The organism is Lysobacter solisilvae (genome assembly GCF_016613535.2).
Taxonomy (GTDB): Bacteria; Pseudomonadota; Gammaproteobacteria; order Xanthomonadales; family Xanthomonadaceae; genus Agrilutibacter; species Agrilutibacter solisilvae.
In genome coordinates this window covers 1381145-1407660 of record NZ_CP071518.1, presented here as the reverse complement: position 1 = coordinate 1407660, position 26516 = coordinate 1381145, and the positions used below count along the sequence as shown (strand labels likewise).

At 69.4% G+C, this 26516-nt stretch carries 24 protein-coding genes and 1 tRNA gene; 10 read left to right on the top strand and 15 right to left on the bottom strand.

What is annotated here, in order from left to right; all coding sequences use genetic code 11:
• The first annotated feature begins 61 nt into the window (after positions 1–61).
• Positions 62–1957 (top strand): MFS transporter, encoded by a 1896-nt coding sequence (locus I8J32_RS06220; protein ID WP_200616145.1) that lies wholly within the window; start codon positions 62–64, stop codon positions 1955–1957.
• 126 nt (positions 1958–2083) lie between these two features.
• Here I8J32_RS06220 and I8J32_RS06215 read toward each other — a convergent pair whose 3' ends face one another.
• Positions 2084–3424 carry a hypothetical protein gene (locus I8J32_RS06215; RefSeq protein ID WP_200616146.1) on the bottom strand — a complete coding sequence of 447 codons (1341 nt, stop codon included), beginning with the start codon at positions 3422–3424 and terminating at the stop codon, positions 2084–2086.
• 169 nt (positions 3425–3593) lie between these two features.
• Here I8J32_RS06215 and I8J32_RS06210 point away from each other — a divergent pair, with 169 nt between their 5' ends.
• Together I8J32_RS06210 and I8J32_RS06205 are read left to right on the top strand one after the other, a co-directional pair.
• Complete coding sequence (locus I8J32_RS06210; protein WP_200616148.1) at positions 3594–3965, top strand: CD225/dispanin family protein; 372 nt, start codon at positions 3594–3596, stop codon at positions 3963–3965.
• A gap of 7 nt (positions 3966–3972) precedes the next feature.
• Complete coding sequence (locus I8J32_RS06205) at positions 3973–4380, top strand: DUF2752 domain-containing protein (protein ID WP_245156434.1); 408 nt, start codon at positions 3973–3975, stop codon at positions 4378–4380.
• Positions 4381–4431: 51 nt separating this feature from the next.
• Here I8J32_RS06205 and I8J32_RS06200 read toward each other — a convergent pair whose 3' ends face one another.
• From I8J32_RS06200 to I8J32_RS06180, 5 genes are all read right to left on the bottom strand, one after another.
• Positions 4432–5379: a hypothetical protein gene (locus tag I8J32_RS06200; RefSeq protein WP_200616149.1), complete on the bottom strand. Its 948-nt coding sequence runs from the start codon at positions 5377–5379 to the stop codon at positions 4432–4434.
• Positions 5380–5511: 132 nt separating this feature from the next.
• Positions 5512–6444 (bottom strand): NAD(+) diphosphatase, encoded by a 933-nt coding sequence (nudC, locus tag I8J32_RS06195; RefSeq protein WP_200616151.1) that lies wholly within the window; start codon positions 6442–6444, stop codon positions 5512–5514.
• 111 nt (positions 6445–6555) lie between these two features.
• On the bottom strand, positions 6556–6939 hold the full coding sequence (gene erpA, locus I8J32_RS06190) for an iron-sulfur cluster insertion protein ErpA (RefSeq protein ID WP_200616152.1): 384 nt from the start codon (positions 6937–6939) through the stop codon (positions 6556–6558).
• A gap of 58 nt (positions 6940–6997) precedes the next feature.
• On the bottom strand, positions 6998–7714 hold the full coding sequence (locus I8J32_RS06185) for a DUF6776 family protein (protein ID WP_200616153.1): 717 nt from the start codon (positions 7712–7714) through the stop codon (positions 6998–7000).
• Between the two features lie 61 nt (positions 7715–7775).
• Complete coding sequence (locus I8J32_RS06180; RefSeq protein ID WP_200616155.1) at positions 7776–8195, bottom strand: bactofilin family protein; 420 nt, start codon at positions 8193–8195, stop codon at positions 7776–7778.
• 141 nt (positions 8196–8336) lie between these two features.
• Here I8J32_RS06180 and I8J32_RS06175 point away from each other — a divergent pair, with 141 nt between their 5' ends.
• Positions 8337–8915: a DUF4126 domain-containing protein gene (locus I8J32_RS06175; RefSeq protein WP_200616156.1), complete on the top strand. Its 579-nt coding sequence runs from the start codon at positions 8337–8339 to the stop codon at positions 8913–8915.
• 77 nt (positions 8916–8992) lie between these two features.
• On the opposite strand, the gene bfr is transcribed toward I8J32_RS06175, so the two are convergent.
• The 3 genes from bfr to I8J32_RS06160 all read right to left on the bottom strand — a co-directional run bounded on the left by bfr (position 8993) and on the right by I8J32_RS06160 (position 10545).
• Positions 8993–9463, bottom strand: coding sequence for a bacterioferritin (gene bfr, locus I8J32_RS06170; RefSeq protein WP_200616157.1), 471 nt, complete (start codon positions 9461–9463; stop codon positions 8993–8995).
• A 138-nt stretch (positions 9464–9601) separates the two neighbouring features.
• On the bottom strand, positions 9602–9802 hold the full coding sequence (locus tag I8J32_RS06165; protein WP_200616159.1) for a (2Fe-2S)-binding protein: 201 nt from the start codon (positions 9800–9802) through the stop codon (positions 9602–9604).
• A gap of 125 nt (positions 9803–9927) precedes the next feature.
• Positions 9928–10545, bottom strand: a complete 618-nt coding sequence (locus I8J32_RS06160) for an RNA pyrophosphohydrolase (RefSeq protein WP_200616160.1) — start codon at positions 10543–10545, stop codon at positions 9928–9930.
• 119 nt (positions 10546–10664) lie between these two features.
• On the opposite strand from I8J32_RS06160, the gene I8J32_RS06155 reads away from it, so the two are divergent.
• Positions 10665–10741: transfer RNA gene (locus tag I8J32_RS06155), tRNA-Met, on the top strand.
• A gap of 157 nt (positions 10742–10898) precedes the next feature.
• Here I8J32_RS06155 and I8J32_RS06150 read toward each other — a convergent pair.
• From I8J32_RS06150 to I8J32_RS06130, 5 genes are all read right to left on the bottom strand, one after another.
• Entirely contained in the window at positions 10899–12734 is a 1836-nt protein-coding gene (locus I8J32_RS06150) for a DUF885 domain-containing protein (RefSeq protein ID WP_200616162.1), read from the bottom strand.
• Positions 12735–12761: 27 nt separating this feature from the next.
• Positions 12762–13652 carry a TSUP family transporter gene (locus tag I8J32_RS06145; protein ID WP_200616163.1) on the bottom strand — a complete coding sequence of 297 codons (891 nt, stop codon included), beginning with the start codon at positions 13650–13652 and terminating at the stop codon, positions 12762–12764.
• 97 nt (positions 13653–13749) lie between these two features.
• Complete coding sequence (locus I8J32_RS06140; RefSeq protein ID WP_207526825.1) at positions 13750–16338, bottom strand: collagenase; 2589 nt, start codon at positions 16336–16338, stop codon at positions 13750–13752.
• A gap of 205 nt (positions 16339–16543) precedes the next feature.
• Positions 16544–17746 (bottom strand): M24 family metallopeptidase, encoded by a 1203-nt coding sequence (locus I8J32_RS06135; protein ID WP_200616166.1) that lies wholly within the window; start codon positions 17744–17746, stop codon positions 16544–16546.
• Positions 17743–19053 (bottom strand): NAD(P)/FAD-dependent oxidoreductase, encoded by a 1311-nt coding sequence (locus I8J32_RS06130; RefSeq protein WP_200616167.1) that lies wholly within the window; start codon positions 19051–19053, stop codon positions 17743–17745. The genes I8J32_RS06135 and I8J32_RS06130 overlap by 4 nt, the downstream gene beginning before the upstream one ends.
• 91 nt (positions 19054–19144) lie before the next feature.
• On the opposite strand from I8J32_RS06130, the gene I8J32_RS06125 reads away from it, so the two are divergent.
• Genes I8J32_RS06125 through I8J32_RS06110 form a run of 4 tightly spaced genes read left to right on the top strand, consistent with a single transcriptional unit; the run spans position 19145 to position 23233 of the window.
• Positions 19145–20068 (top strand): dihydrodipicolinate synthase family protein, encoded by a 924-nt coding sequence (locus I8J32_RS06125; RefSeq protein WP_200616168.1) that lies wholly within the window; start codon positions 19145–19147, stop codon positions 20066–20068.
• 11 nt (positions 20069–20079) lie between these two features.
• Complete coding sequence (locus I8J32_RS06120) at positions 20080–21078, top strand: 4-hydroxyproline epimerase (RefSeq protein WP_200616169.1); 999 nt, start codon at positions 20080–20082, stop codon at positions 21076–21078.
• A gap of 1 nt (position 21079) precedes the next feature.
• On the top strand, positions 21080–22531 hold the full coding sequence (locus tag I8J32_RS06115) for an aldehyde dehydrogenase family protein (protein ID WP_200616170.1): 1452 nt from the start codon (positions 21080–21082) through the stop codon (positions 22529–22531).
• Positions 22532–22540: 9 nt separating this feature from the next.
• A complete protein-coding gene (locus tag I8J32_RS06110) occupies positions 22541–23233 on the top strand; it encodes a GntR family transcriptional regulator (protein ID WP_200616171.1) in 693 nt (230 codons plus the stop codon).
• Positions 23234–23392: 159 nt separating this feature from the next.
• Here the strand turns inward: I8J32_RS06110 and I8J32_RS06105 are convergent, their stop codons facing one another.
• Complete coding sequence (locus I8J32_RS06105; RefSeq protein ID WP_200616172.1) at positions 23393–25756, bottom strand: Tex family protein; 2364 nt, start codon at positions 25754–25756, stop codon at positions 23393–23395.
• 275 nt (positions 25757–26031) lie between these two features.
• Here I8J32_RS06105 and queD point away from each other — a divergent pair, with 275 nt between their 5' ends.
• Complete coding sequence (queD, locus tag I8J32_RS06100) at positions 26032–26391, top strand: 6-carboxytetrahydropterin synthase QueD (RefSeq protein ID WP_200616173.1); 360 nt, start codon at positions 26032–26034, stop codon at positions 26389–26391.
• Positions 26392–26516 lie beyond the last annotated feature (125 nt).

Genomic DNA, 26516 nt, shown 5'->3' with positions numbered 1-26516 from the left:
CGCGCGCCGACCCCGGGCACGCGCGCGTTTGCTAGGCTGCGCGCCAGACCCCGGGGGCTCCATGGCGCATTCCCAGTTCGACCTGCTCAGGCAGCGACGCTTCCTGCCCTTCTTCCTGACCCAGTCGCTGGGCGCGTTCAACGACAACGTGTACCGCCAGGCCATCATCGGCCTGCTCGGCTACCTGGCGGTGGATCCGGCGCAGAAGTCGCTGTACACCAACCTGGCGCCGGCGATCTTCATCCTGCCCTACTTCCTGTTCTCGGCGACGGCGGGACAGATCGCGGAGAAGCTGGAGAAATCGCGGCTGATCCGCATCACCACGGCGATGGAGATCGCCATCATGTCGCTGGCGGCGGTCGGCTTCGTCACCCACAACCTGGTCGTGCTGCTGGTCGCGCTGTTCTGCACCGGCATGCAGTCGACGCTGTTCGGGCCGGTGAAGTATTCCATCCTGCCCAGCGTGCTCAAGCCCGAGGAACTCACCGGCGGCAACGGCCTGGTCGAGATGGGCACGTCCATCTCGATCCTGGTGGGCATGATCTTCGGCGGCCTGATCTTCCAGTTGACGGGCGCCAATGGTGGCTGGTTCGCCGGGGGCGCGGTGGTCGCGCTTGCCATCCTGGGCAACCTGGTCAGCCGCGCCATCCCGCCGGCGGGCGCCGGCGCGCCGGACCTGAAGATCAACTGGAACCCGATTCCCGAATCCCTCGCCGTGCTGCGGCTGACCCGCAAGCAGGTGGCGGTGCGCAACGCCTGCCTGGGCGTGTCGTGGTTCTGGTTCGTGGGCACGGTGATCACCTCGAACCTGCCGACCTACGCCGAACTCCATCTGGGTGCGCCGGGCAACGATGCCTCGCTCTACATCTTCGCGCTGGCGCTGTTCTCCATCGGCACCGGTGTCGGCTCGCTGCTGTGCGAACGCCTGTCGGCGCGCACGGTGGAGATCGGCCTGGTGCCGCTGGGCGCCGCGGGCATGACGGCCTTCATGGTCGATCTGTACTTCGCCCGCAGCGGCGCCGCGCCGGCGCAGGGCCTGACGGTGACCACTTTCCTGCAGCAGCCGGGCGCGTGGCGGCTGGTCATGGACCTGACGGCGATCGGGCTGTTCGCCGGTTTCTTCGTGGTTCCGCTGTTCGCCCTGATCCAGAGCCGCTCGCCGCGGGACGAGATGTCGCGCGTCATTGCCGGCATGAACATCCAGAACGCGTTCTTCATCGTGATGGCGGCGATGGCGGGCATCGTGCTGCAGCGATTCGCGGGCTGGTCGATCCCGCTGCTGTTCCTGGCCCTGGCGATCGCCAACGCCCTGGTGGCGGTGTGGATCTTCACCCTGGTGCCCGAGTTCCTGATGCGGTTCCTGAGCTGGCTGCTGGTGCGTACGCTCTACCGCATCCGCCTGCACGGCATCGAGCGCTTCGTGCCCGACGAGGGGCCCGCGCTGCTCGTGTGCAACCACGTCAGCTACATGGACGCGCTGATCCTGAGCGGCAGCATCCCGCGGCCGGTGCGCTTCGTCATGTACTACCGGATCTTCAACATCCCGGTCATGAGCTGGATTTTCCGCACCGCCAAGGCCATCCCGATCGCCGGCGCGCGCGAGGATCCCGTCCTGATGCAGCGCGCGTTCGACGAGATCGACGCGGCGCTGGCCGACGGCCAGATCGTGGGGATCTTCCCGGAAGGCGCGCTGACCAGGGACGGCGAGATCGCGACCTTCAAGTCGGGCGTCGAGAAGATCCTGGCCCGGCGCCCGGTCCCGGTCATTCCGATGGCGTTGCGCGGGATGTGGACCAGCATGTGGAGCCATCGCGACAACCGGATGGGCCGCATGCGCGTGCCACGGCGCTTCCGCGCGGACGTGGAGGTGATCGCCGACGCGCCGCTGGATGGCGCACAGGTGGATGCCGCGCTGCTGGAGACGAAGGTCCGGCAGATGCGGGGCGCGGCGGCCTAGGCCAGGCGTTCGGGGCGCAGGCCGCGCCCGTCACCGGCAGGATCGGCTTCCCGCCCCTTGTGCGAAAGAGCGCGGGTCCCGGGCCCAGGCATCCGGCGGAATGCGTCCGCCGGATGCTCCGCGCCCTTACTTGATGCAGCGCTTCAGCGCGCGCGACTGCGCCGGGCTGTGCTTGGCCTGTCCCGGCGGCTGGCAGAGCGGCAGCATCGTGCCGGTGAAACGGCCGTCCGCGATGAAGCTCAGCTGGGTCGGGAAGGCGTAGGGGTTGTCGGGGTCCAGTCCGGCCTGGCCTTCGATCCCGGTGACGCGGAACCGGTGCACGCCGCGCCCGTAACCGTTCGCGCGGAAGTCGAACAGCTCACCCGCGGCAACCGGGAACCGGTGCCCACCCACCTGCACCGTGTAGCGGTTGTCGCCGATGCCGATCGGCAGGCGCACGGTGGTGATGGCCGGGTCGCCGGCGCCGGTGTCGTACTGGTAGCCCAGGGCTACCTCGGGGTCGATGAAGATCGGGACGTTGGCGACGACGTCGACGCTGAAGGTATAGGCCCCCGACGACGTGGTGCCGGTCGGCATGGCGGCGGGTGTGGCGATGAAGCCGCGCCAGGTGTCGGTGGAATCGATGAACAGCCCGCTCACCTGGCCGGCGTCGTTGATGGCTTCGCCAATCGTGTCGTCGGTCGGGTTGACGTACAGCGACTGGAAGCCCGCCGACGTGCCGACGAAGGCGGCCTCGCGGCCGGTGCCGTCCTGGTGGAAGCCGGTGATCAGGCCCGAGTTGCTGATGCCTCGCGCACGCGTGGGGCCGCCGCCGATGCGGAAGAAGTTCATCGCGCCCGAAGGCTCGCGCAGGAACGCGCGCGCACCGCCCGGGGTGGCGCCAATCTCGCTGCCGACGACCTGGCCGGCGGTGTTGATGCCCTGCGCGATCAGGAACATCGAGCCGGGCACGCTGATCGCGGTGAATGAGCCGACGGCCGGGTTGTGCAGGAAGCCCAGGTTGTTGACGCCGCTGGCGTCTTCCGCATAACCGGTTACCCGGCCCGCGTTGTCGACTGCGCGGGCATAGGTGTGGATGCGGCCCGGATACGAGAAGTAGCTGTAGGTGCTGCCGTTGAGGACGAAGCCCACGGTGTAGGACCCATCGGCCGGTTGCGCCGAGCCGACGATGACGCCGCTGTCGTTGATGCCGTGCGCGGTGACGGTCAGGCCGCCCGGCGCCGGGGGCAGCGCGGTGAACACGCCGCCGGCGTAGCGGAAGGAAAAGACATTGCCCGCTCCGTCGCGCGCATAGCCGACGATCTGGCCGCTGTTGTTGATGCCGCGCACGTCGGTCATCGACGCGCCGGGATATTCGACGGTGGTGAATACGTAGGCGGCGTTGGCCGCGCCTGCGAACAGGGCGGCGGCCGCCAGCGCGATCGCCTGCAGGCGAAGGCGTGGGGAAGTGGGGCAGATCCGTGTCATCGGCGAACGTCCTCGGTGGGAGGGACCCTCGTGGTCCCCACGGGATGAGGTTAACGCCGGCCAAGGCTCAAAGCGGACACGCTGCGGTCGGCGCGCTGACGGCGGCGGGTGCGCTTGCTAGGATGCCGCGAGGCCAAGCAGGCCCGTGACCCACCGCACCGGGGAATCCATGAACGTACCGCCGCCCTACCCGCCCGCGCCGCCGGCTGCCGGTCGCGTCCCCAACCATCTGGTCTGGGCGATTCTCGCCACGCTCGGCGCGACGCTGATCTGCTGCCTGAGTTGCGTCAGCCTGCCGGGCCTGGCCACGGGCATCGTGGCCATCGTGTTCGCCAGCAAGGTGAACTCCAGCCTCGCCGCCGGCGACATGGAGGGCGCGCTGCGCGCCTCGAAGACCGCCATGATCTGGTGCTGGGTCACCACGGCATTCATCCTCCTGGCGCTGGTGACGTTCACCTACATGTGGTCCACCGGTCGCTTCCAGGAGCAGTTCCAGCGCTTCGAGCAAGTGATGGAACAGGTGCGCCAGCAGCAGCACTGATCGTGCCGTGACCGGCTTCCTGCGCAAGCGCGTGATGCTGGCGGCCGCCGCGATGGCGGCCGTTGCCGGCATCGCGACGTTCCAGCTGTTCGATCCCAACCTGGCGGGCAACCCGTTCCCCGCCTGCGTGTTCCTGGCCGTGACGGACCTGTATTGCGCCGGTTGCGGGATCACCCGCGCCCTGCACGCCCTGGCCCACGGCGACCTGTTGCGGGCCGTGCAGATGAATGTCTTCGCGGTCGTGGCCATGCCCTTGCTGGGCTTGATGGTCTGGTTCGCCGACAGCCCGGAGTCATTGCCGGCGGGCGTCGCCAGATGGCTGTACAACGGCTACCTGTGGGTGGGCGCGCTGATCGCGTTCTGGGTGCTGCGCAACCTGCCGTGGTGGCCGTTCTCCTGGCTCGCACCGGGCTGAAGGCACGATCGCCGCGTCACCCGCCGCGGAATGATTGCGCGCGGTTGCGGCTCAGGACACGAAGCCCGCGATCACGAACAGCGCGAGCACCGCCAGCCACACCAGCAGGATGCGCCAGACCAGGCTCATCGCATCACGCAGGGCCGGAAGACCCGGCAGTCCGATCGCGCGCGGCGCTTCCGCGCTGGCTTCGGTGGCCTGGTCGAGGTCGTCGGCGGCGTCTTCGGCCAGCTCGGTGCGCACGCTGGCACGCGCGGCGGCGTACAGGTAGCGATGATCCAGTTGTGCCGATGCGCCGCCGTGGTCGCGCCACGCGCCCAGCACGGTGTCGAAATTGCCCACCAGCGCCAGCGCGAGGGTCATCAGCTGCGCGACGGGCCAGTCGAGCACGCGCAGCAGCACGCGCGCCCCGGCGGCGTTTTCCGACGGCAGGCGTAGAGCGTACGGGCCCTCGCAGGAAATCGCGGCCAGGCGATACAGCAGCGCGCCCGTCGGGCCCAGCACCAGGAACCAGAAGAGCACGCCGAACCAGCGGCGCAGCGCGTTGTGGAAGACGGCCGCAACCAGCTGGCCGCCGTCGGGAGCGAAGTTCGCCTCGTCGCCGCTCACGCCGTCGAAGCTCGTGCCCTCGGGGAACAGCCGTGCCATCGCAATGCGGCGCTCGACGGGGTCGCCCGCCTGGCCGATGGCATCGACGTCGAGGTCGAGATCACGCGGTCCCCACGCGTAGAACAGCACGACGACCGCGAAGAGCAGGCCCGCCAGCCCGTAGAGCGGCGTATGCAACGCGACCTGGAACAGACCCACCGCCAACAGCGCCGGCACCAGCGCGAACGCGATGCCCCAGCGTTCGCGCCAGGGTCCCGGTGCGGGGAACTGGGCGTTGAGCCAGTCCAGGAACTGCCCGTACCAGTCGTAATGACGCACCGACGCGGCCAGCCCCTGGGCCATGTGGCCGACGACCAGTGCTGTGACGACGGCGATCAGCGTAACGGCCATGGGGCTCCCGGCAGGTCGTGCGTGGATGTCCGGACAGCGTCCGTCCTGGCCGATTCTATCTGCTGCGGGTGATGGCGCCGCCTGCGCCACCGCGTACCGCGTCGCACAATGCGCGGCGCACGCACCAGGCGCTCATGCGCCGCCGGCATCGCCAGCGGCCCACCGGTCGATCAGCCAGCGCGCGATCGACAGTCGCGGCGAGACCAGCAGGCCCTCGCCGTCGTCGAGCGAGGGATCGGCCTCGCGCGCCTGCGCGGCCCGTACCTCCTCGCGCGTGAACCAGCGAGCGTCCTCGAGTTCGTCGCTGGTACGCACTTCGTCGGGATGGGCGTGCGCGATGAAGCCCAGCATCAGCGAACCCGGGAAGGGCCACGGTTGTGAACCCAGGTACTGGCAGTGGCGTACGCGCACGCCGGTCTCCTCCAGCACTTCACGCGCCACGGCCTGTTCGAGCGTCTCGCCCGGCTCGACGAAACCGGCCACCGTGGAGTACCGCCGCGCTGGCCAGCTGCTCTGGCGACCGAGCAGCAGGCGTTCGCCATCGCTGACGGCGACGATCACCGCCGGGTCGGTGCGCGGGTAGTGCTCGAGCGCGCATTGCGTGCAGCGCGCCAGCCAGCCAGCCTTGTGGAACTGCAGGGCACCGCCGCAAGCGCCACAGTGGCGGTGGCGCTGCCGCCAGTGCTGGACGGCGCGGGCCTGGGCGAACAGCGCCGCCTCGAATCGCGGCCAGTGTGTCGCCGCGCCACGCAGGTCGCTGCGGCCGGGAGCCTGGAAGGCGGTGAGCTCCGCATCCAGGCAGAACCACGCCCGCCCCTGCGCGTCGAGGCCGAGGAAGACGGCAGCCCCCACGCCACCGGGGCCGCCGGTGAGATCGGTGCCACGCGGTGCGCACAGGCGGCGCTGCTCGTCTGCCAGCGCCAGGCCGTCGTGGTCCAGCAGGATGACGCCCGCTTCCGGCCAGAGCGCCGACAACGCCGCGGGGTCGTCGCGCAGGTGGTCGGCGCGGTCAAGCTGCGCGCGGATCGCATCGTGTTCGACGAAGGCGTAGGGAGCGGGGGCCATGGACCTTCCTGTGGCGGCGGCAGATGCCGCAGGAATTATCCGGCCCGCGGGGTGCGGGTGTAAGGGGCGCGCTCCGGGACGCGGCGTCCTCGCGCGCCGCTCCGGCCGTCCTCAGGCCGAGAACGAGGAGCCGCAGCCGCAGGTCGTCTTCGCATTCGGATTGCGGATGACGAACTGCGCGCCGTGCAGGCTCTCGGTGTAGTCGACTTCCGCACCCATCAGGTATTGCAGGCTGAGCGGGTCGACGAGCAGCGTGACGCCGTCGGTAAGCACGGCCAGGTCGTCCTCGCCCTGCGATTCGTCGAACTCGAACCCGTACTGGAAGCCGGAGCAGCCGCCGCCCTGGATGTACACGCGCAGCTTCAGTTCCGCGTTGCCTTCCTCGGCAATCAGCTCGCGCACTTTCGCCGCCGCGGCCGAGGTGAACTGCAGCGGGCGGTCGAGGCCCTGGTAATCGGGCGCGGCGGGCGTGGGCAGGGAAACGAGTTCGGTCATGCGGGGACAATGGGGCGCGCGGGGGTGGCAATCAAGCCCGCGCTCCGGAAAGCTCGGTTCAGGGGGCCGCGACGGCCGTGCGGGCCGCTTCGGCCCAGGTGAAGGACTGTTCGATGGGCGCGCCTGCGCGCGGCTGCAGGCGAACGGTGATCTTCACCGGCGTCAGCCCCTCGGGCAGGAAGAGGTCGCCGTCGACCTGCTGGAAATACTTGAACGAGTACGGCACGCCGGGCGCATTGGGCTGCTGGCGCAGGTCGCCCCAGGCCAGCTTCTGCAGGCGGCCGGCCTTCGTGCCCTCGACCGACATCGTGAGGGTGCCGTCGCTGACCGCGCCGCGGTTGAGGTTCTGGGTGAGCGTGGTCGAGAAATGCCACGCCGGCCCGTCCTGCGGCAGCACGCGCAATGCATGCACGCTCAGGCCGCGGCGTTGGGAGGTGGCGCCGACCAGTCGCTCGTAGAAGGCGACGTCGGCGCGCAGGCCGGCGATTTCCTCATCGCGGTCGGCAATCGCGCCCTGCAGGTCGCGGTTGGCGTCGCGGCTGATCTGGTCCGAGCGCGTGAGCGTGGCCACGCGCTGGCGCAGCTGTTCGAGTTCGCCTTGGGCGCGCGTGAGTTCACGACCGCTGGTGGCCAGTTGCGCGCGGGGATCGCCGGAGACCGGCGAAAACACCTGCCACGCACCCCAGGCGCCGAAGGCGAGCGCAGCCAGGACGAGCGCGGTCAATGCCAGCGCACCCTTGTGCTGCGCGAACCAGGAAGGCTGTGGTCTATGCATCCGTCAAGAGTAGCGGCATCCGTGGCCGGCAGCCTGTGCCGGCCGTGAACGCCGCGGTGACTCAGCCGGCGGCGACGAGTTCGACGACGTTGTCGCTCATCGCCTGGGCGACGGTCACCGAGCCGGCGTGGATGAGGCGGCCGGTCAACGTGGCACCAGCGGCCATTTCCACGACGTCGTAATGCACGTTGCCCTGCACGCGCGCGTGTGGCTGCAGTTCGACGCGTTCGCCGTGGGCGTCACCGGCGAGCGTGCCGTCGATCACCACGGTCGGCGCGCGCAGTTCGCCTTCGACGATGCCCGATTCGGCGACGGTGACCACCGCCGCTTCGCCGTCGATTGCGATCACCTTGCCGATCACCCGGCCTTCGATGTACAGGCCGCCGGCGAAATGCAGGTCGCCGCGTACCACCGAATGGCGCCCGATCAGGGTATCGACCTGGCCCGGCTGGACCGTCGACTTCTTGTTGTTCTTGAACATCTTTGACTTCCCCAAGTGGCGATGGCGCCGGCCGGTGAACCCCGGCTGTCGGCCCGGCGGGCCTGACGGTCGTCCCGGCCCGATCCCCTATACTCGGCGCGTAGTCCCCGCGCCGGGCGCAAGTCTACTGGGAGGACCGCCGTGTCGGATGCGCACCTGTTCGCAATTGGCGTAGTTCTCGCCTGGCTGGCCGGGATCCGCGTCTATCTGACCGTTTTCGGCGTCGGCCTGGCCGGCGCCCTGGGCTGGCTGGACCTGCCGACCGCCCTGCAGGCCACCCAGTCCCCCTGGGTGATCGGCGTCTCCGGGGCCTTGGCGGCTGCCGAGTTTTTCGCCGACAAGATTCCCGGGGTCGATTCAGGCTGGGACCTGCTCCACACCCTCATGCGCGTGCCCGCGGGCGCGTTCCTGGCCGCCGCCACTCTTTCACCCGATGGCCAGCTGGGCATGGGCGCACTGGCCACGGGCGCCGGGGTGGCCCTGACCAGCCACGTGCTCAAGACCGGCTCGCGCGCGCTGATCAACACCTCACCCGAACCCGTGACGAACTGGACGGCCTCGGTGGCCGAGGACGTCGCCACGGTCACCGGGCTGGCACTGGTGTTCACCCACCCATGGCTGGCCCTGGGCTTGCTGGTCACCGTTACCGGCGGCATCGCACTGGCGCTGTGGCTGTTGTGGCGCAAGCTGTTCGGCCGGGCGCCCAAGCCGACGCCCTGACGTCCGGCGTCGAGCCGCGTTTCCTGGCAGGCAAGAAAACGCCACCTTCCGGTGGCGTTTTTCGTTCATCCGCGAAATCAGCTTTCCATCTTCATCGCAAGGTAGTTCTGTTCGCCGATGCGGTCGATCAGGGCCAGCTGGGTCTCGATCCAGTCGATGTGCTCTTCCTCCGACTCGAGGATGTCGGCCAGCAACTGGCGGCTCACGATGTCCTTGATGCTTTCGCAGTAGATGATGCCCTCGCGCAGCATGGGCAGGGCTTCCAGCTCGAGCGCCAGGTCGCAGGTGAGCACTTCGCGCGGCCCTTCGCCGATGCGCAGCTTGCCCAGCGCCTGGAAGTTCGGCAGCCCTTCGAGGAAAAGGATGCGTTCGGACAGCTTGTCCGCATGCTTCATTTCATCGATGGACTCGTGATATTCGTGTTCGGCCAGTTCCTTCAGACCCCAGTTCTTCAGCATCTTGGCGTGCAGGAAGTACTGGTTGATCGCGGTCAGCTCGTTGTAGAGCGCGCGGTTGAGGAATTCGATGACCTTGGGGTCGCCCTTCATGGCGTGCTCCGTGCTTGCGATCCCGGCATCCTAGTCCGATCGTCCGCAGGCTGACGGAACGCGAATCGACTGCATTCGAGAACGGTTCGCAGGAAAACCCCGGCAAGTCGCGCGCAGCCGCGCGCGTCGCGACGCAGCTCAGGCGGCTTGGCGCAGCACCGGCAGGGGCAGGTCGACCGTGGCGTGCTTGGCCAGCAGTTCAGCGGCCATGTCCAGGCAGCTGCCGCAGTTGGCGCCCGCGCCGGTGCGCATGGTCAGCTCGGGCACGGTCCGGCATCCGGCCTCGGCGGCCTGACGGATATCGCGCTCGGTGACGCCATTGCAGATGCACACGTACATGGGGTGACGGCGGGCTGGCAGCCGGCTCGACTGCAGGACAATTTCGCCACGAATGAGAATTATTGTCAATTGGCCGGGGCGGCCCTCGGCTGACCCGGTCAGCTCGGCCGGCACCCGCGGCCGGTTCAGCTGGCGGGCTCGGAACCACCCCCGCGGGCGGCCGATTCCCCCCGGTAGCGCGGGCGCTGGCGGTTGCGGCTGCTGGTCCGCCGCGGGTCGCGCAGGTCACGGGGATCGGGGCCGGGCACGGGGACCGCCAGGACGCCGGCAATCCCCCGGGCCATCGGGGCCAGGTGCCGCAGGGCGCTGTTGTACACCCCGCGTTTGAAGGTCACCACGTGCTCCACCGGGTACCAGAAGTCGACCCATCGCCAGTGGTCGAACTCGGGCTTGTCCGTCAGGTCCAGGCGCAGGTCGCTTTCCTGGCCGGTCAGCCGCAACAGGAACCAGACCTGCTTCTGGCCGATGCAGACCAGCCGGTCGTTGCGGCGGATCGCCCGCTGCGGCAGCCGGTAACGCAGCCAGCCGGGGGTGGCGCCGAGGACTTCGACGTGTTCAGGCAGCAGGCCTGTCTCTTCCCGCAACTCGCGGTACATGGCCTCGAGCGGGGTCTCGTCGGTGTTCATCCCGCCCTGCGGGAATTGCCACCCGTCGCGATGCACGCGGCGCGCCCAGAACAGGCGACCGTCGGGATGCATCAGCACGATGCCGACATTGGGCCGGTAACCGTCCGGATCGATCACGATGCGGACTCCAAAATGCACTATGCCCGACTCTGCCACGGCCTCCGCCGCTCGACAAGCAAGGCGAGGACGGTTGACGGAGCCCCTTGATGTCGGAATAATTCGCGGTTCACCCGCGTGGCTATGTAGCTCAGCCGGTTAGAGCACAGCACTCATAATGCTGGGGTCGGTGGTTCGAGTCCACCCATAGCCACCACGCTTCAAGACAGAGGCCCGCCGCAAGCGGGCCTCTTGCTTTTTCGGGCCCCGGTGCGGTGTCGCCGGCCCGGGGATGGGACGCCGGGCGGCTGGGCCGCGGCGAGGCAACGGCGTGGGCGGGGCGCCTCTGGCCGGCCACGCCTGGCGGGACGTCCTCAGCGCCCCGGTCCGGGCGCGCCGGGGCTGTCCGCCACCGGACATCCGGACTGGCGAGGCGGGACGCAACCGCGATGCGCCGGGTCCAGGCACGCCATCTCGTGCTTCAGCCAGTCCTCGACCTGGGCTTCCAGCACCGGCAGGGTCACTCCGCCGTTGCACAGCACGGTGTCGTGAAAGGCGCGGATGTCGAAGTGCGCACCCAGGGCCGATTCGGCCTTGCGACGCAGCGCGAGGATCTTCAGTTCGCCGGTCTTGTAGGCGAGGGCCTGCCCGGGCCAGGCGATGTAGCGGTCGACCTCGGTCCGTACCTCATGCTCGGACAAGGCCGTGTTGGCGGCGAGAAAGTCCAGCGCCTGCTGCCGGGTCCACCCCTTGGCGTGCATGCCGGTGTCCACGACCAGCCGGCTCGCGCGCCACATCTCGTAGGTCAGCCGACCAAAACGCTCGTACGGGGTGCGATAGAGGCCGAATTCCTCGCCGAGCTTCTCCGAATACAGGCCCCAGCCTTCGCCGAAGGCGTGCGGGTAGAAGTTGACGCGAAACGCGGGCACGCCCGTCTGCTCGCGCGCCAGCGCGCCCTGCAGGTGGTGGCCCGGCACCGCCTCGTGCAGCGTCAATGCTGGCAACACGTACAGCGGGCGCGATTGGAGCTGGTACGTATTGACCCAGTACTCGCCCGCGCCGCCCAGCGGACCCGGGTTGTAGCGGCCGCCGGTGTAGTTGGGCGCCAGTGCGTCGGGGACGGCGCGCACGCCATAGGGGGTGCGCGGCAGCCGTCCGAAGTATTCGGGCAGCCGCGCATCAGCCTGCTTGGCCAGCCACGCGGCCGCATGCAGCAGCTGCTCCGGGGTGCGGGCGTAGAACTGCGGGTCGGTACGCAGGAAGTCCAGGAACTGGGCAAAGCTGCCCTTGAAGCCGACCTCGGCGATGATCGCCTCCATCGCCGCGCGGATCCGCTTCACTTCGGCCAGGCCGGTAGCGTGCACCTGGTCGGCGGTCGCTTCGGGCAGTGTCGTGTAGTAACGCACCAGGTCGGCGTAGTACTCCTCGCCGCCCGGCAGTTGCGTCGCGGCAATGCTCGCGCGTGCCCGGGCGCGGTACTCGCGCTCGAAGAAGGACTGGAACTTCGCGTACGCCGGAAGCACACCCTCCTCGATCGCCTCACGGCCGGCGGATGCCAGCCGGGCCCGCTCGCTGGCCGGGACCGTGGTCGGAAACGTGGCGAACGGGCGGAACAACGGGCAGTCCTCCACCCGCGTGAACTGTTCGGCGGCGATCGCGCGGGAGACGCCGTCGATCACGGCGGCCGGCAGGGTGAAGCCCTCCCGCATGCCCTGCCGCATGTTGGCGAGGTTCTCGTCGAAGTAACGCGGCACCTCGCGCAGGCGGGCAATGTAGCGCTCGTAATCGGCGACGGTGCGCGGCGCGGCGAGCTCATGCATGAAGAGCACGTCGGCGTGGAAGCCGCTATCGCTGTTGAGCGGAATGCGCCACTCGCGGTGTTCGGCCATTTCGATGCGCTGGCCGACCATGAAGGCGAACAGATCATGGCTCACCTGCTCTCCCGGCCCCAGCCGAGAGCGGTCGAGCGCCTGCAGGCGCCGCAGGAAGCCGCGGTCGGCCTCCAGGCGCGCGCGCTGGGCTTCCGGCGTCACCGACGGCAGGCGGTCGTCGAACCGGTGCTCACCATCGGCAGTGGCCACCAGCGGATCGGCCCGCCAGAGGAACGCGCGCTCTTCGTCGAACAGCGTCTGCAGATCCTGCGAAGGCGTCTGCGCCCAGGAGGGAAGCGCCATGCAGGCGGCCAGTACGATCAGGACCAGTCGGGACATCGCAATCTCCGCAGGGACTTGGGACCGCTAGGTCGAGGGTCGGATCAGGTCCGGCGCGGGCACCGGCGAAGGCGCCCGCAGGGCCGACCGCAGCAACGCGATCGCGGCATACAGGACCACCACCACCACGCCCCAGCGCAGGTTCTCCAGGGTGAGGCTGCGCACGACGAACGCCGCGAGCACCACGGCCGGGATGCCGCCCAGCGCCAGGCCAAGCACGACGCGCAGGTCGATGCGGGCGGACCGCACGAAGCGCATTCCGCTGACCGGCATCAGGAACGCACAGGCGCCCATCATGACCGGAAACGCCGCGGTCGGCTCCAGGCCCAGCAGGCTGAGCAGGATCAGCGAGGGCGCGTACAGACCGATGCCGAAGCTCATCAGCGCGCCCAACATCAGGTGTGCTGACACAGCCACCGCGAAGCCGGCGCCGTCCAGGCCCAGCGCCTGGCCGCCGGCCGGCATCAGCTTCAGGTTGGCCAGCGCGTACAGCGCCGCCGCCAGCAGCATCGCCACGCCGACGACTCCTTGCACCACGCGCACCGGCACGCGCACCACCCAGCGTGCGCCCAGCGCGGCACCGCACACCGCGGCGGCGATGCAGCCGCACAGCAGCCACGGGTCCACGCGCACCAGATGGATGAACACCACGGCCTGCACGACCGTGGGCAACGCATGACCACTGTTGAGCGTGGCCGGCAGGAAACTGTCCGGCACGCAGCGGCGCAGCTTGAGCCACGCCGTGGTCGGCGCGAACGAGCCGATGCCCAGCGTGTCGAAGAAATTGGTGACCGCGCCCAGGCCGATGGCCTCCAGCGACGGTCGCAGCTGCCCGCGCCTGCGCGCGGCATGCAGCAGCGTGGCCAGGAACGCGCTTCCCAGCACGCACAGCAGGATCAGGATCACCGTCACGATCATTCGGGCGCTTCCCGGGGGCCCGCCGCCGGTTTCGGGGGCGGACGGGCCGGTGGAAAAAGACGGGGCGGCAGACGAAGCCCGCCCCGAAGCGAGGAAATCAGTACTGGACCGACAGGCGCACGCCGCTGAAGGCCGTCGTCGCGTACAGGCTCACGTACACGTAGCCAGCCGGCGGGTTGTTGACGACCAGGGTCTCGCTGTTGGTCGACGTGGTCGAACGGTAGTTGTGCGACGTCGGCGAGGCCCAGTTGCCCAGCGTGTTGACGTACAGGTCCGCATTGCCGGTGCCGCCTGTGCTGGTGATTCGCAGGCTGGGCGTGCCGGCGGGCACGTAGATGTAGAAGTACTTCAGGCTGCCCTGCGCTGCGGTCAGGTTGCTACGACTGCAGTTGCGGTCGAGCACGCGCGTATCGGTGGCGGTGCACTCGGGGAAGGCTACGGTCACCACCTTGCTGGCCGTGGTGCGTGCGCCCTTGTCGTCGGTCACGGTCAACGAGACGGTGTAGCTGCCTGCCGTGCTCCAGGTCTTGCTTGGATTGGTCGCCGTCGACGTGGTGCCGTCGCCGAAGTTCCAGCTGCGCGCCACGATGGCGCCGTCCGGATCGCTGGAGCCGTCGGTGAAGTTCGCCTTCAGCCCGCTGACCGCGTACCCGAACACGGCCTTGGGCGCCTGGTTGGCCGCGCTGCAGCCCGGATTGGACGGGTTCACCACGCAGGGCAGCCAGGCCTTGAACGCCGCGTCGTCGCGCGTGGCGATACTGGTCATGAAGCTCGCGTAGCCGGTGTAGTTGCCCGGACGGAAGTAGGCGAGGATGTTGCTGACATCGCTGCGGCGCTTTTCGAACATGTAGCGCACGGCCAGGTAGCCCCAGCGGTAGACCCGGGTCGTGCCGCTGTTGTAATCGTTCTGGAACACCTGGCTCAGGTTGTAGGTACCGGCCGCGGCCTCGTTCTGCGCGGCGGTGTAGATCACGTTGCGGTACGAGTAGGACATGTACTCGGCAAAGCCCTCGACCCACCACACGGTCTTCTGGGTCATCGCGGCCTGGAAGTCGCCGAACATGTTGAACCGCCCGTCCAGGTAATGGATGTACTCGTGGGTGAGGTTCCAGATCTCGAAGGTCGGGCGCAGCCACTCGGCCTCGTAGGCGATGAAGCGCGCCTGGTTGCCGACGACCGCCGGGTCACCCTCGAGGTACATGCCGCCGTTGTTGGTGTCGATGCCGTAGAGCGTGCCGGCATACGTGCCGTAGTCACTGCTGCTGTCGAAGACCACCATCTCCAGCGCGGCGTTGTTGTCCTGGGCCACCGGCGTGCGGTTGGTCGCGGCCTGCTGGTGGAAGTAATTCTCCTGGCCGGCGACGATCGAGCAGGTGTTGGCCAGCTCGGTGCTCGTCATCGATTGGGCACGGATCTTCAGCGTCGGGCTGCAGGTGTGGCGGATCGGCAGCGCGGCCGCATCGACGCGGGCGACGAAGTCGCACAGGTTGTAGTACGCGCAGTTGGCCTTGTCGTGGTAGTCGATCATCTCGCCCACGCCCAGCCACAGCTTGGCGGTGGCACCGGGGATCGTGGAACGATCGATCAGGTTCTTCGAACGCAGCTGCGCCAGGCTCTTCAGGGGCCCGGTGTATTGCAGGAAGCGCGCCATCTCACGGCCGGCGTTGGCCACCAGATAGTCGTTGGCGCCGCCCAGCTGGGCGAAGTTGTTGTTGACGAAGGTATGCAGCGTATCGACGATCGAAGTGTCGGCCTGTACCGCCGCGCGGAAATCGTCCATCTGGTGACCGCGCCACAGGATGGTGTAGGCGTTGTTGACCGCCGACTTCATCCAGTAGTACGTGTTGTAGCTGCTGTTGTAGGCATTGAGCAGCCGCTTGACCAGGTACAGGTAGCGCGCGTTCTCGCCGGCGCTGTCCAGCAGGATGACGTACTCCGACAGGATCTCGCCGTGGGTGTCGTTCACCAGGCCGAAAGACGAGTTGGCCGCGAAGGCGTCCAGCGCGGGACGGATGGCGTTGCGCAGCGCGGTGCCGTAGCTGCCCACGCTGGTGTCGTAGAACTGCACGTAGTAGCCCGCGCGCAGGAACAGCACCAGCTGGGCGAGGTTGCCGGCGTTGGTGCCGTTGTAGCTGGTCGTCGCGGAGGTCATCGCGTTGGCGATCGTCACCATCTGCGCTTCGCGGAAAGTGTTGTACGCCGCCGTGCCGGTGAGGCCGAACAGCGTGTTGATGCACGATGTCTCCGCCGCCTTGACGGCCGTGACCAGCGCCGCGCCACTGAGACTGCCGAACTGGTTGCTGTCGCAGGCCGCCATGGCCTGGGCCTTGGTGCGCTTCAGCTGGCTGGGACGGCGCAGCACGTTGCGGTGGAGCGCGGCGTAGTCGTAGCCACTGTCGACCTTGCGCGCCAGCGGGCTCTGCAGGGGTGCGCGATGGGCGGGGTCGAGCGGCCGGTACTGCAAGTGGGCGCCGAACACCTCCTTCTCGGTGCTGGGACGCCGGCCGATACGGGCGCGGGCCGGCGACGCGGGCGCGGAGGCCGTGTGCCTCGATGCGCTGACCGGGGCGTTGACCGGTGCGTTGACGCTGGCGGGACGCGCGACCACGTGCGGCGCACGCGATTCGGGCTGGGTGACGGGACGCAGCATGCCGCCGGGACTGGTGGCGGCGGCGTAGCCGAGCATGGCGACGCACATGGCGGCAATGCCGACGGCGGCGGTGAACCCTCTGGAACGTCTGGACCTGGAAAAACGCGGTGTCATGACACCTCTCCTGTGGCGTGGGCAGCTCGTGCTGCCCATGGCTGGCGGCGATGTGCGCGTGATGTCGCCGGGAGCATCGTGTTGAGGAGCGTGCCGGCCCAGTGGCGGCTCCCCGCGCGGTATGGGGTCATCCGAACGGCGCCGCCAGCGAGGGCGATGGCGGCGTGAACCACTGCGCGCCGCGTTCGGTCACGTGGAAGTGGTCTTCGAGTCGTATTCCGAAGCGGCCCGGCACGACGATCATCGGTTCGTTGCTGAAGCACATGCCCGGCGCCAGCGGCGTGCGGTCACCGCGCACCAGGTAGGCCGCCTCGTGGATCGCCAGCCCGATGCCGTGCCCGGTGCGGTGCGGCAGCCCGGGCAGGCGGTAGTCGGGCCCGAAGCCGGCGCGTGTCAGTACCGTGCGCGCCGCCGCATCGACGGTTTCGCACGGATATCCCGGGCGGACTGCGTCGAAAGCCGCCTGCTGCGCTTCGCGCTCCAGCTGCCACACCGCCGACTGCTCGACGGTGGGCGCACCGAACACGTAGGTCCGGGTGATGTCGGAGTGGTAACCGTCGACGGTGCAGCCGGTATCGATCAGCACCAGGTCGCCCCGTGCAAGCAGCTGTTCGCCGGGGACGCCGTGCGGGTAGCAGGTCGCCTGGCCGAACTGGACCGCGCAGAAGGTGCTGCCGTTGTCGGCGCCCAGCGCGCGGTGTGCCTCGTCGATGAAGCGCCGCACGTTCGCGGTGCTGACGCCCGGACGCAGGATGGCTGCGGCGCGGCGGTGCACTTCCAGCGTCATCGCCATCGCCTGGCGGATCAGGGCGAGTTCGGCCTGTGACTTGTGCATGCGGCAGCCGTCGATGACGGGGGCGGCGTCGATCAGCTCGACGCCGGGCGCCGCCTGTCGCAGCGCCTGGATATGGCAGAAGGGCATCTGCGGATCGACCGCGATCCGGCGGGCGCCCACTTCCCGCAGGGAGTCGGCGAGCAGCGCGTGTGGGCTGTCGTGCTCCTCCCAGGTGCGTACGTCGGCCAGCACGCCCAGCCCCGCTTCGACCGAGCCCAGCTCGAACTGTGGACACACCAGCACCGGGGGACCCGACGGGCGGACCAGCAGCACGATCAGCCGCTCGGTCGGCGCCCACGGCAGGCCGGAGAAATACCGCAGGCTGGCGCCCGCGTTGATGACCAGGGCGTCCACGCCGGCATCGGCCATCAGCGCGCGGGCGCGCTTGAGGCGATGCGCACGTTCTTCGGCGCCGATGCGCGCGGCCTGCTGCGGCCAGCGCCGCAGCGCCGCCAGTTCGTGTTCCGCCGTGGAACCGCCGATACCTTGACTCATGGACGTGTGCTCGCTGAAGAAGCGCGTGACGGAAAGTGGGCAGAGGAGGATCGGGCCGAGGAGAAGCGGGCGAGATCGAAGGGCTGCACCGACACCGGCGGCGGGCGTCCTGTGGCCAGCGCCGCGACCAGGTGCGCGGTCAGCGGCGCCAGGGTGAGTCCCAGGTGCTGGTGGCCGCAGGCGTACAGCAGGCCCGGTGCCGTCGCGCTGCGACCGATCGCGGGCAGATAGTCGGGAAGGGTCGGCCGCGCACCCATCCAGGGCTGCGGTTCACCGCCGACCGGCAGCCCCAGATCACTCGCATGGCGACCCAATGCCCGCCACTTGCGCGGGTCCGGCGGGGTCTCCTGCCGCGCGAATTCGACGAAGCTGGCCGCGCGCAGTCCGCTGCGGAAGCGGGTAAGGATCAGCGACCGGTCCTCGAACACCACCGGCGGCATGCGCAGCGGCCAGTTGTGTTCGCTCCACTGCAGGTGATAACCGCGCTCGGCGATCAGTGGAGCGTGTATCCCCAGAGTTGCCAGCAGTGCGCGCGAACCCACACCCGCGGCCACGAGGACGCAGTCGCCCTGCAGCACGCTGCCGTCGGTGAGCACCGCGCCCGTACGGCCGTCCTGCACCGACAACGCGCGCACTGGCGCCTGGCGAAGCGTGCCGCCGCAGGCTTCAAACGCGTCGCGCATGACTTCGAGCGCCAGGCCGGGGTCGGCGACCTGCGCGGTGCCTTCGAAATGCACGCCGCCCGCCGGCCGGCTGCGCAGCACGGCCGCCAGCTCGTCGAGTTCGGCCTGGACCAGATCGCGCACGCGGGCACCGCCGATGTCCGCGCGCGCCCATGTCGCGCGGCCACGGGCGGCGCTGGCGGCAGATTCCCACACCACGACATGGCCATCGGCGCGCAGCAGGTCGCGTCGCCCCAGGGTGTCCACCAGGTTGCGCCAGGCGGGCAGCGCCTGCCGCAGCAAGCCGCCCAGTGCCGCGCGCCCGGCTTCGAAGCGACGCGGGGACGCCGCGCACGCCATCTGCAGTGCCCACGGCGCCACCCACAGCGGATCGCGGACGTCCAGCGCGCCGCCCATGGCGAAAAGCCGGCGGGGCGCCGAACGCAACGTGGACCAGGAGGCCAGGGGTTCGACCTGCTCGATCGCGATGTGCCCGGCATTGCCGTACGAGGCCCCCTGCGGGCGGGTCTGGGCATCTACCAGCGTCGTGGTCAGCCCGCACTGCTGCAGGCGCAACGCACAGGCCAGGCCGACGATGCCGGCGCCGATCACCACGGCAGTGGAAGGAGTGCTGCTGGCGTGCACGCGGGTCGGCTCCGGGGGCCGGCTGCCCCCTTGGTGGCGGCATATATATCGTATACGATCTACGATATTCAACCCCCGGAGAAAAAACCGCATGCCCACGAGTGCCTGCCGCTGGCAGGGAGTGATCCCCGCCGCCACCACCCAGTTCAAGCCCGACTTCGCGCTGGATATCGATGCCACACAGAGAGTGCAGGACGCGCTGATACGCGACGGCGTGCACGGCCTGATCATCATCGGCACGGTGGGCGAGAACAATTCGCTGGAGCCCGACGAAAAGCAGGCGGTGCTGGCCGCGGCCGTGGAAGTGGCCGCCGGGCGCGTGCCCGTCATCGCCGGCGTTTCCGAACTCACCACGCCACGCGCGATGGCCTTCGCCCGCTCCGCGGAAAACATCGGCGCCACCGGCCTGATGGTGCTGCCGGCGATGGTGTACGTGCCCACCGAAGCCGAACTGCTCGCGCACTTCCGCATGGTCGCGGCCAGCACCGCGCTGCCGGTGATGCTCTACAACAACCCGCCGGCCTACCGGGTCAGCATCAGCACGCAGGCCCTCGCCGGGCTGGTGGAAGTGCCCAACGTGGTGGCGGTGAAGGAAAGCGCGCCCGACCCGCGTCGCTTCACCGACCTGATCAATGCCTTCGGCGACCGCTTCGCCCTGTTCGCGGGCCTCGACGACGTCGCGCTCGAGGGCCTGCTGCTCGGCGCCCGCGGCTGGGTGTCGGGCCTGACCAACGCCTTCCCGCAGGAATCACTGGCGCTGTGGGACGCGGTGCAGCGCGGCGACCTGGCGCGGGCGCTGCAGATCTACCGCTGGTTCATGCCGCTGCTGCACCTGGACGCCGGGCACGACCTGGTGCAGGCGATCAAGCTGGCCGAAGCGGTGATGGGACGCGGCACCGAGCGCGTGCGCATGCCACGCATGCCGCTCACGGGCACGCGCTACGAGGAAGTGCGGCGCATGGTCGAACGCGCGGCCGCCACGCGACCCACCCTCGTCGCCGCCGCGGCCGCCTGAGGACACCGTCGATGCGCCATACGTTCTTCTGCATCGACGGCCACACCGCGGGCAATCCGGTCCGGCTGGTGAGCGGTGGCGCGCCCCTGCTCACGGGGGCTTCGATGAGCGAACGGCGCCAGGATTTCCTGGCCCGTTTCGACTGGATCCGCACCGGCCTGATGTTCGAGCCCCGCGGTCACGACATGATGTCGGGCGGGTTTCTCTATCCGCCCACGCGTGACGATGCCGACCTGGGCATTCTTTTCATCGAAACCAGCGGCTGCCTGCCGATGTGCGGTCACGGCACGATCGGCATCCTCACCTTCGGTCTGGAGCACGGCCTGATCCGGCCGCGCGAATCCGGCCGCTTGCGCGTGGAAGTGCCGGCGGGAGTCATCGACGTGGAATACCGCAGCGAGGGCGAACGCGTGGCCAGCATCCGCCTGCGCAACGTGCCCAGCTACCTGGCCGCGCGTGGCCTGCGCGTGCAGGTGCCCGGCTTCGGGGAGCTGGCCATCGATGTCTGCTATGGCGGCAACTACTACGCGATCGTCGAACCCCAGGGGGCGTACACCAGCCTGGATGCGCTCGGCGCGGCACGCATCATCGAACTCAGCCGCACCGTCCGTGCCCTGGTCCGCGAGCAGTTCGAGCCGGTGCACCCGCTGGACCCCTCGATCCGGGGCGTCAGCCACGTGCTGTGGGCGGACGCGCCGCGCGGCGACGGCGCCGACGGCCGCAATGCGGTGTTCTACGGCGAGCGCGCGATCGATCGCAGCCCCTGCGGCACGGGCACGTCGGCGCGGATGGCGCAGCTGGCCGCGACCGGCCGGCTGCGCAGGGGCGACCGCTTCGTGCACGAGAGCTACATCGGCAGCCGCTTCATCGGCCGCGTCGAAGACGAGACGACCGTGGGCCCCCACGCGGCGATCGTGCCCTCCATCGAAGGCGCGGCGATCGCCACCGGCTTCAGCCAGATCTGGATCGACGATGCCGACACCTTTGCCCACGGCTTCGTGGTGACCTGACGTGAACGACGAAATGCACGCAACTTCCCTGACCCTGGCCCATCACATCGCGGGGCAGGACATGCCCGGGCCAGCCGAGCTGGAACAGCGCAACCCGGCGGTGCCGGACGATCTGTGCGTGCGGCTGCCGCAGGCCGGCGCCGACCTCGTGGCGCATGCCGTCGATGCGGCCCGGCGGGCGCTGGCGCCGTTGTCGCTGGGGGGCATCGAAGCCCGCAGCGACGCACTGGCGCGCATCGGCCGGCAGATCGCCGCGGAGGCCGACGACTTCGCCCTGCTGATCGCACGCGAGACCGGCAAGACCCTGCGCGACGCACGCGGCGAGACGATCCGCGCCGCGCGCATCTTCGACTTCTTCGCCGGCGAGACCCTGCGCAACGTCGGCGAGCGCTTCGACTCCACTCGCCTGGGCGCCATGGTCGAGGTGATGCAGCACCCCGTCGGCGTGGTGGGCGTGATCACGCCCTGGAATTTCCCGATCGCGATTCCCGCCTGGAAGATCGCCCCGGCCCTGGCGTTCGGCAATACCGTGGTGTGGAAGCCTTCCGAAGTGTCCTCGGCCATCGCCGCGAAGCTGATGGGCATCGTCGCGCACTCCGGCCTGCCCTCGGGCAGCGTCAACATGCTGCTCGGCGCCGGCGCCAGCGGCGCCGCCCTGTGCGCGCACGTTGGCATCGATGCGGTGTCGTTCACCGGCTCGGAGAGTGCCGGCAGTGCGGTGCGGCAGGCCGTGACGGCCCGCGGCGCGCGCGTGCAGCTGGAGATGGGCGGCGTCAACGGCCTGATCGTGCTGGCCGACGCTGATCTCGACGTGGCAGTGGAATGCGCAGCGAATGGCGCGTTCTTCGCCGCGGGCCAGCGATGCACGGCGACCTCGCGGATCATTGTCGACCACGCGATCGCCGACCGCTTCGTCGTGGCCCTGGCGCAACGCGTGGACCGCCTGGCGATTGGCGACCCGCGCCAGGCAGCCACCGACGTGGGCCCACTCGCCTCGCCTCGGCAGAAGGAACGGGTCAGTGCGCAGGTGGATGCAGTGCGTCGCAGCGGCGCCATCACCGCCTTCGGTGCCGTGCCCGACCCTCAGGACTGCTTCTTCCCGCCGACATTGTTCGACCACGCCGACCACGCCGGCCCGCTGGCGCGCGAGGAGATCTTCGGACCGGTCGCGGGCGTGTTCCGCGTCGACGGCTTCGATGAGGCGCTGGCGCTGCTCAACGATTCGCGCCACGGCCTGTCGGCCGGCCTGTGCACGCGCTCGCTCCGGCACGCCGAGGCATTCAAGCACCATGCGCGCGCGGGCATGCTGATGATCAACCTGCCCACGGCCGGGGTCGATCACCACGCGCCCTTCGGCGGCATGGGCGCCTCCAGTTTTGGCCCGCGTGAACAAGGACGAGCTGCGCGGGCGTTTTACACCACGGTGCGCACGACGTATCTGGCCGCAGGCTAGACTGGGGGCATGAGCATCGTCACCCGGACTCTGGCCGACCAGGCCTTCGAAGTGATCCGCGAGCGGATCCTGTCGGCGCGGATCCCCCCGCTGTCGCCGATCCGGCAGGACGCCCTCGCCGAGGAATTGGGGATCAGCAAGATCCCCCTGCGCGAGGCGCTGGCGCGGCTGGAGCAGCACGGACTGCTGCAGTCGCATCCCAACCGCGGTTTCGTGGTGCCGGCGCTGACCACGACCGAGGCCGAGGAAGTGTTCGCCCTGCGGCTGAAGATCGAACCCGAGGCAGCCGCCCACGCCAGCCTGGAAGCCGACGAGGCCGAACGCGCCACCGCGACCGCCGCACTGACCGCGCTGGAGAACGCCACCGGCGGCGATGGCCGCGCGATGGTGCTGCTCAATCGCGCCTTCCACCTGGCGCTGGTGCGTCCGGGCGGCCGGCATGTCACCTCCCAGCTGATCGAACGCCTGCACGTGCTGGCCGAGCGCTACGTGCACAAGCACTTGGAACCGGCCGGCCGCCATGCCCGCGCGCACCGCGAGCACCGCGCACTGCTCAAGGCCTGGATGGCGCGCGACCCGCAGCGCGTCACGACCCTGCTCGCCGACCACATCACCGTCACCCTGGACGATCTGCGCAAGCAGCTGCGGGGAACCGCCACCGCCACTGCGCCGGCCAAGGCGCGGCGCTCGGTGCAGGAGTAAGTTCGCGCACGGCACTCCGTGCCCGGGTGGGTCCAGCGCGAGCGCGAGGCCTCGGACCTGCCAGGCCGACCACCGACCACCCCGCATTGCATCGGGTTGCGTCGCAGCGCCGGGACTGGGGTCGGCAACCGCTCGCCGCCGACCCCATCTCCAGTCACGTCACCCGCCCTGCTTGGCCTTCGCGAAAGCCGCCGCCAGCGCGTTGTTCGCCGGCGGAGGTGCACTGGTGCGCTGCGGCGGCCTGCCGCCCTGCGCGTCGCGGCCACGGGGCGCCGCGGCGCGGGCATCACGTTCCCCGGCCGGGCGCGGCGCAGGCACCGCATCGTCGAGGCGGCGCGTGAGCGCGATGCGCTTGCGCGGGATGTCGACTTCCAGCACCCGCACCTTGACGATGTCGCCGGCCTTGACCACGTCGCGCGGGTCCTTGACGTACTTGTCCGACAGCGCGGAGATATGGATCAGCCCGTCCTGGTGCACGCCGATGTCGACGAACGCGCCGAAGGCGGCGACGTTGCTGATCACGCCCTCCAGGATCATGCCCGGCGTCAGGTCCTTGATGTCCTCGACGCCGTCGGCGAAGCGCGCGGCCTTGAATTCGGGGCGCGGGTCGCGGCCCGGCTTTTCCAGCTCCTTGAGGATGTCGCGCACGGTGGGCACACCGAACTTCTCGTCGGTGAACTGCTCGGGCTTGAGCCCGCGCAGCAGCGGCGCATCACCGATGACACGCTTGACCTCGGCGGCGGACACTTCGCGGCCGCACTGCTTGAGGATGCGCTCGACCACGGGGTAGGCCTCCGGATGCACGGACGAGGCATCCAGCGGCTGCTCGCCGCCTGCGATGCGCAGGAAGCCGGCGCACTGCTCGAAGGTCTTCTCGCCCAGGCGTGGCACCTTCAGCAGTTCCTTGCGGCTGCGGAAAGCGCCGTTCTGGTCGCGGTAGACGACGATGTTCTCCGCCACGGTCGACGACAGGCCCGACACGCGCGTGAGCAGCGCGGCCGAAGCGGTGTTGACGTCCACGCCCACCGCATTCACGCAGTCCTCGACCCTGGCATCGAGCGCACGCGCCAGCCGGTACTGGTCGACGTCGTGCTGGTACTGGCCGACGCCGATCGCCTTGGGTTCGATCTTGACCAGCTCGGCCAATGGGTCCTGCAGGCGGCGGGCGATCGACACGGCGCCACGGATGGACACGTCCAGGTCCGGGAATTCCTTCGCCGCGAACTCCGACGCCGAGTACACCGACGCGCCCGCCTCGCTGACCACGATCTTCTGCATCTTCAGTTCGGGCGCCAGTTTGATCAGGTCGCCGGCCAGCTTGTCGGTCTCGCGCGAGGCGGTGCCGTTGCCGATCGAGATCAGGTCGACGCCGTGCTTCGTGCACAGCGCGCGCAGCGTGTGCAGCGACTGGTCCCACTGGCGGCGCGGCTCGTGGGGATAGATGGTGTCCGTCGCGACCAGCTTGCCGGTGGCATCGACCACCGCGACCTTGACGCCGGTGCGCAGGCCGGGGTCCAGACCCAGCACCGCCTTCGGGCCCGCCGGCGCGGCCAGCAGCAGGTCCTTGAGGTTGTGCCCGAACACGTCGATGGCCTCCGCCTCGGCCTTCTCGCGGGCCTGGCCGAACAGGTCGAGCATCAGGTGCAGGTGCAGCTTGGCCTTCCAGGTCAGGCGGCAGGTGTCGCCCAGCCACTTGTCGGCGGGACGCCCCTGCACGCGGACCCCGACGTGGTGCGCGACGCGGCCTTCGGCCTGGAGGTGGCCCGCGTCGGCTTCCTGGCCCGGGTCGAGGTCCAGGAACAGGATCTCCTCGCGGCGTGCGCGGAACAGGGCGAGCAGGCGGTGCGAGGGAATCTTCGCCAGCGATTCGGCGTGGTCGAAATAGTCCCGGTACTTCGCGCCTTCGGTCTCCTTGCCTTCGGCCACGCGTGCGCGGATGACACCGACTTCGGTGAGCCACTGGCGCAATTGCCCGACCAGCGCAGCGTCCTCGCCCCAGCGCTCCATCAGGATGGCGCGCGCGCCGTCGAGCGCGGCCTTGGGGTCGGCCACGCCCTTGTCGGCATCGACGAACGTCGCGGCGACGGTCTCCGGCGTTTGCGACGGATCGGCCAGCAGGCTGTCGGCCAGCGGTTCCAGGCCGGCTTCGCGGGCGATCTGCGCCTTGGTGCGGCGCTTGATCTTGTACGGCAGATACAGGTCTTCCAGGCGCGACTTGCTGTCGGCACCAAGGATGTCCGCGCGCAGCGCGTCGGTCATCTTGCCCTGCTCCTCGATGCTGGACAGCACCGCGGCGCGACGGTCTTCCAGTTCGCGCAGGTAGGTCAGGCGCACTTCCAGGTTGCGCAGCTGGGTGTCGTCGAGCCCGCCGGTGACTTCCTTGCGGTAGCGCGCGATGAACGGAACGGTGGCGCCCTCGTCGAGCAGGGCGATGGCCGACAGGGCTTGGGCGGGTTGCGCGCCGATCTCGGCGGCAATGGTGCGGGCGATGTGCTGGGCGAGCTGCGGGGAAATCTCGGGCATTGCGTCTTTCGGCGTTACGGCGGGAATGCTGCCCCGATTGTGGCAACGCGTCCGCCGCAGCGTAAGGATTGACAAACCGCGGGAGCGGATGCGGCCGGTTGCCGCATACAACGGGGCTGCGGCGCGAGGCTGTGCGCGAGCGCCGACGCAGCACAGGCCGGGCTCCCGAGCCGCTGCCCCGCTTCCAGCCGCCGGGCAGGATCGAAGACTGGATCAGGCCGGCCGTGGCCGCTCGAATTGGGGAAGCCGGGGGGCCGACCCGTACAATCCACCCCATGGATATCTTCAAGGTCTTCACCCTCGAGGCGGCGCACCGCCTGCCCAACGTGCCCGACGGCCACAAGTGCGCGCGCCTGCATGGCCACTCGTTCCGGGTGGAGATCCACCTGCGCGGGGACATCGGCGCGCAGACGGGCTGGGTGATGGATTTCGCCGACGTGAAGAAGGCCTTCCAGCCGCTGTACGACCGCCTGGACCACCACTACCTCAACGAGATCGAGGGCCTGGACAACCCGACCAGCGAGCGTCTGGCGGTGTGGATCTGGGAGCGCCTCAAGCCGGTCCTGCCCCTGTTGAGCGAGGTCGTGGTCCATGAGACCTGCACCTCAGGCTGCCGCTACCGCGGCGAGGCGTAACCCCCGGGACCGGCCCCGTCCGGGCCAAGCCATTGATTTGAAAGGTATCTGAACCGCTCGTCGGCGCCGGAGCGCCAAATGTTGCAATGCAACAATCCGCCCGTTATGCTGCGTCGCACAATCCG

What these genes read in the sequence shown, in the direction of transcription:
- I8J32_RS06180 (WP_200616155.1), bottom strand. Translation starts at nt 8,195, where the DNA reads ATGTTCAAGAACAACAAGAAGTCGACGGTCCAGCCGGGCCAGGTCGAT.
- queD (WP_200616173.1), top strand. Translation starts at nt 26,032, where the DNA reads ATGGATATCTTCAAGGTCTTCACCCTCGAGGCGGCGCACCGCCTGCCC.
- I8J32_RS06145 (WP_200616163.1), bottom strand. Translation starts at nt 13,652, where the DNA reads ATGATCGTGACGGTGATCCTGATCCTGCTGTGCGTGCTGGGAAGCGCG.
- erpA (WP_200616152.1), bottom strand. Translation starts at nt 6,939, where the DNA reads ATGACCGAACTCGTTTCCCTGCCCACGCCCGCCGCGCCCGATTACCAG.
- I8J32_RS06165 (WP_200616159.1), bottom strand. Translation starts at nt 9,802, where the DNA reads ATGTACGTGTGCATCTGCAATGGCGTCACCGAGCGCGATATCCGTCAG.
- I8J32_RS06125 (WP_200616168.1), top strand. Translation starts at nt 19,145, where the DNA reads ATGCCCACGAGTGCCTGCCGCTGGCAGGGAGTGATCCCCGCCGCCACC.
- I8J32_RS06215 (WP_200616146.1), bottom strand. Translation starts at nt 3,424, where the DNA reads ATGACACGGATCTGCCCCACTTCCCCACGCCTTCGCCTGCAGGCGATC.
- bfr (WP_200616157.1), bottom strand. Translation starts at nt 9,463, where the DNA reads ATGAAGGGCGACCCCAAGGTCATCGAATTCCTCAACCGCGCGCTCTAC.
- nudC (WP_200616151.1), bottom strand. Translation starts at nt 6,444, where the DNA reads ATGGCCCCCGCTCCCTACGCCTTCGTCGAACACGATGCGATCCGCGCG.
- I8J32_RS06105 (WP_200616172.1), bottom strand. Translation starts at nt 25,756, where the DNA reads ATGCCCGAGATTTCCCCGCAGCTCGCCCAGCACATCGCCCGCACCATT.
- I8J32_RS06140 (WP_207526825.1), bottom strand. Translation starts at nt 16,338, where the DNA reads ATGCTCGGCTACGCCGCCGCCACCAGTCCCGGCGGCATGCTGCGTCCC.
- I8J32_RS06150 (WP_200616162.1), bottom strand. Translation starts at nt 12,734, where the DNA reads ATGTCCCGACTGGTCCTGATCGTACTGGCCGCCTGCATGGCGCTTCCC.
- I8J32_RS06220 (WP_200616145.1), top strand. Translation starts at nt 62, where the DNA reads ATGGCGCATTCCCAGTTCGACCTGCTCAGGCAGCGACGCTTCCTGCCC.
- I8J32_RS06185 (WP_200616153.1), bottom strand. Translation starts at nt 7,714, where the DNA reads ATGCATAGACCACAGCCTTCCTGGTTCGCGCAGCACAAGGGTGCGCTG.
- I8J32_RS06110 (WP_200616171.1), top strand. Translation starts at nt 22,541, where the DNA reads ATGAGCATCGTCACCCGGACTCTGGCCGACCAGGCCTTCGAAGTGATC.
- I8J32_RS06135 (WP_200616166.1), bottom strand. Translation starts at nt 17,746, where the DNA reads ATGAGTCAAGGTATCGGCGGTTCCACGGCGGAACACGAACTGGCGGCG.
- I8J32_RS06120 (WP_200616169.1), top strand. Translation starts at nt 20,080, where the DNA reads ATGCGCCATACGTTCTTCTGCATCGACGGCCACACCGCGGGCAATCCG.
- I8J32_RS06210 (WP_200616148.1), top strand. Translation starts at nt 3,594, where the DNA reads ATGAACGTACCGCCGCCCTACCCGCCCGCGCCGCCGGCTGCCGGTCGC.
- I8J32_RS06200 (WP_200616149.1), bottom strand. Translation starts at nt 5,379, where the DNA reads ATGGCCGTTACGCTGATCGCCGTCGTCACAGCACTGGTCGTCGGCCAC.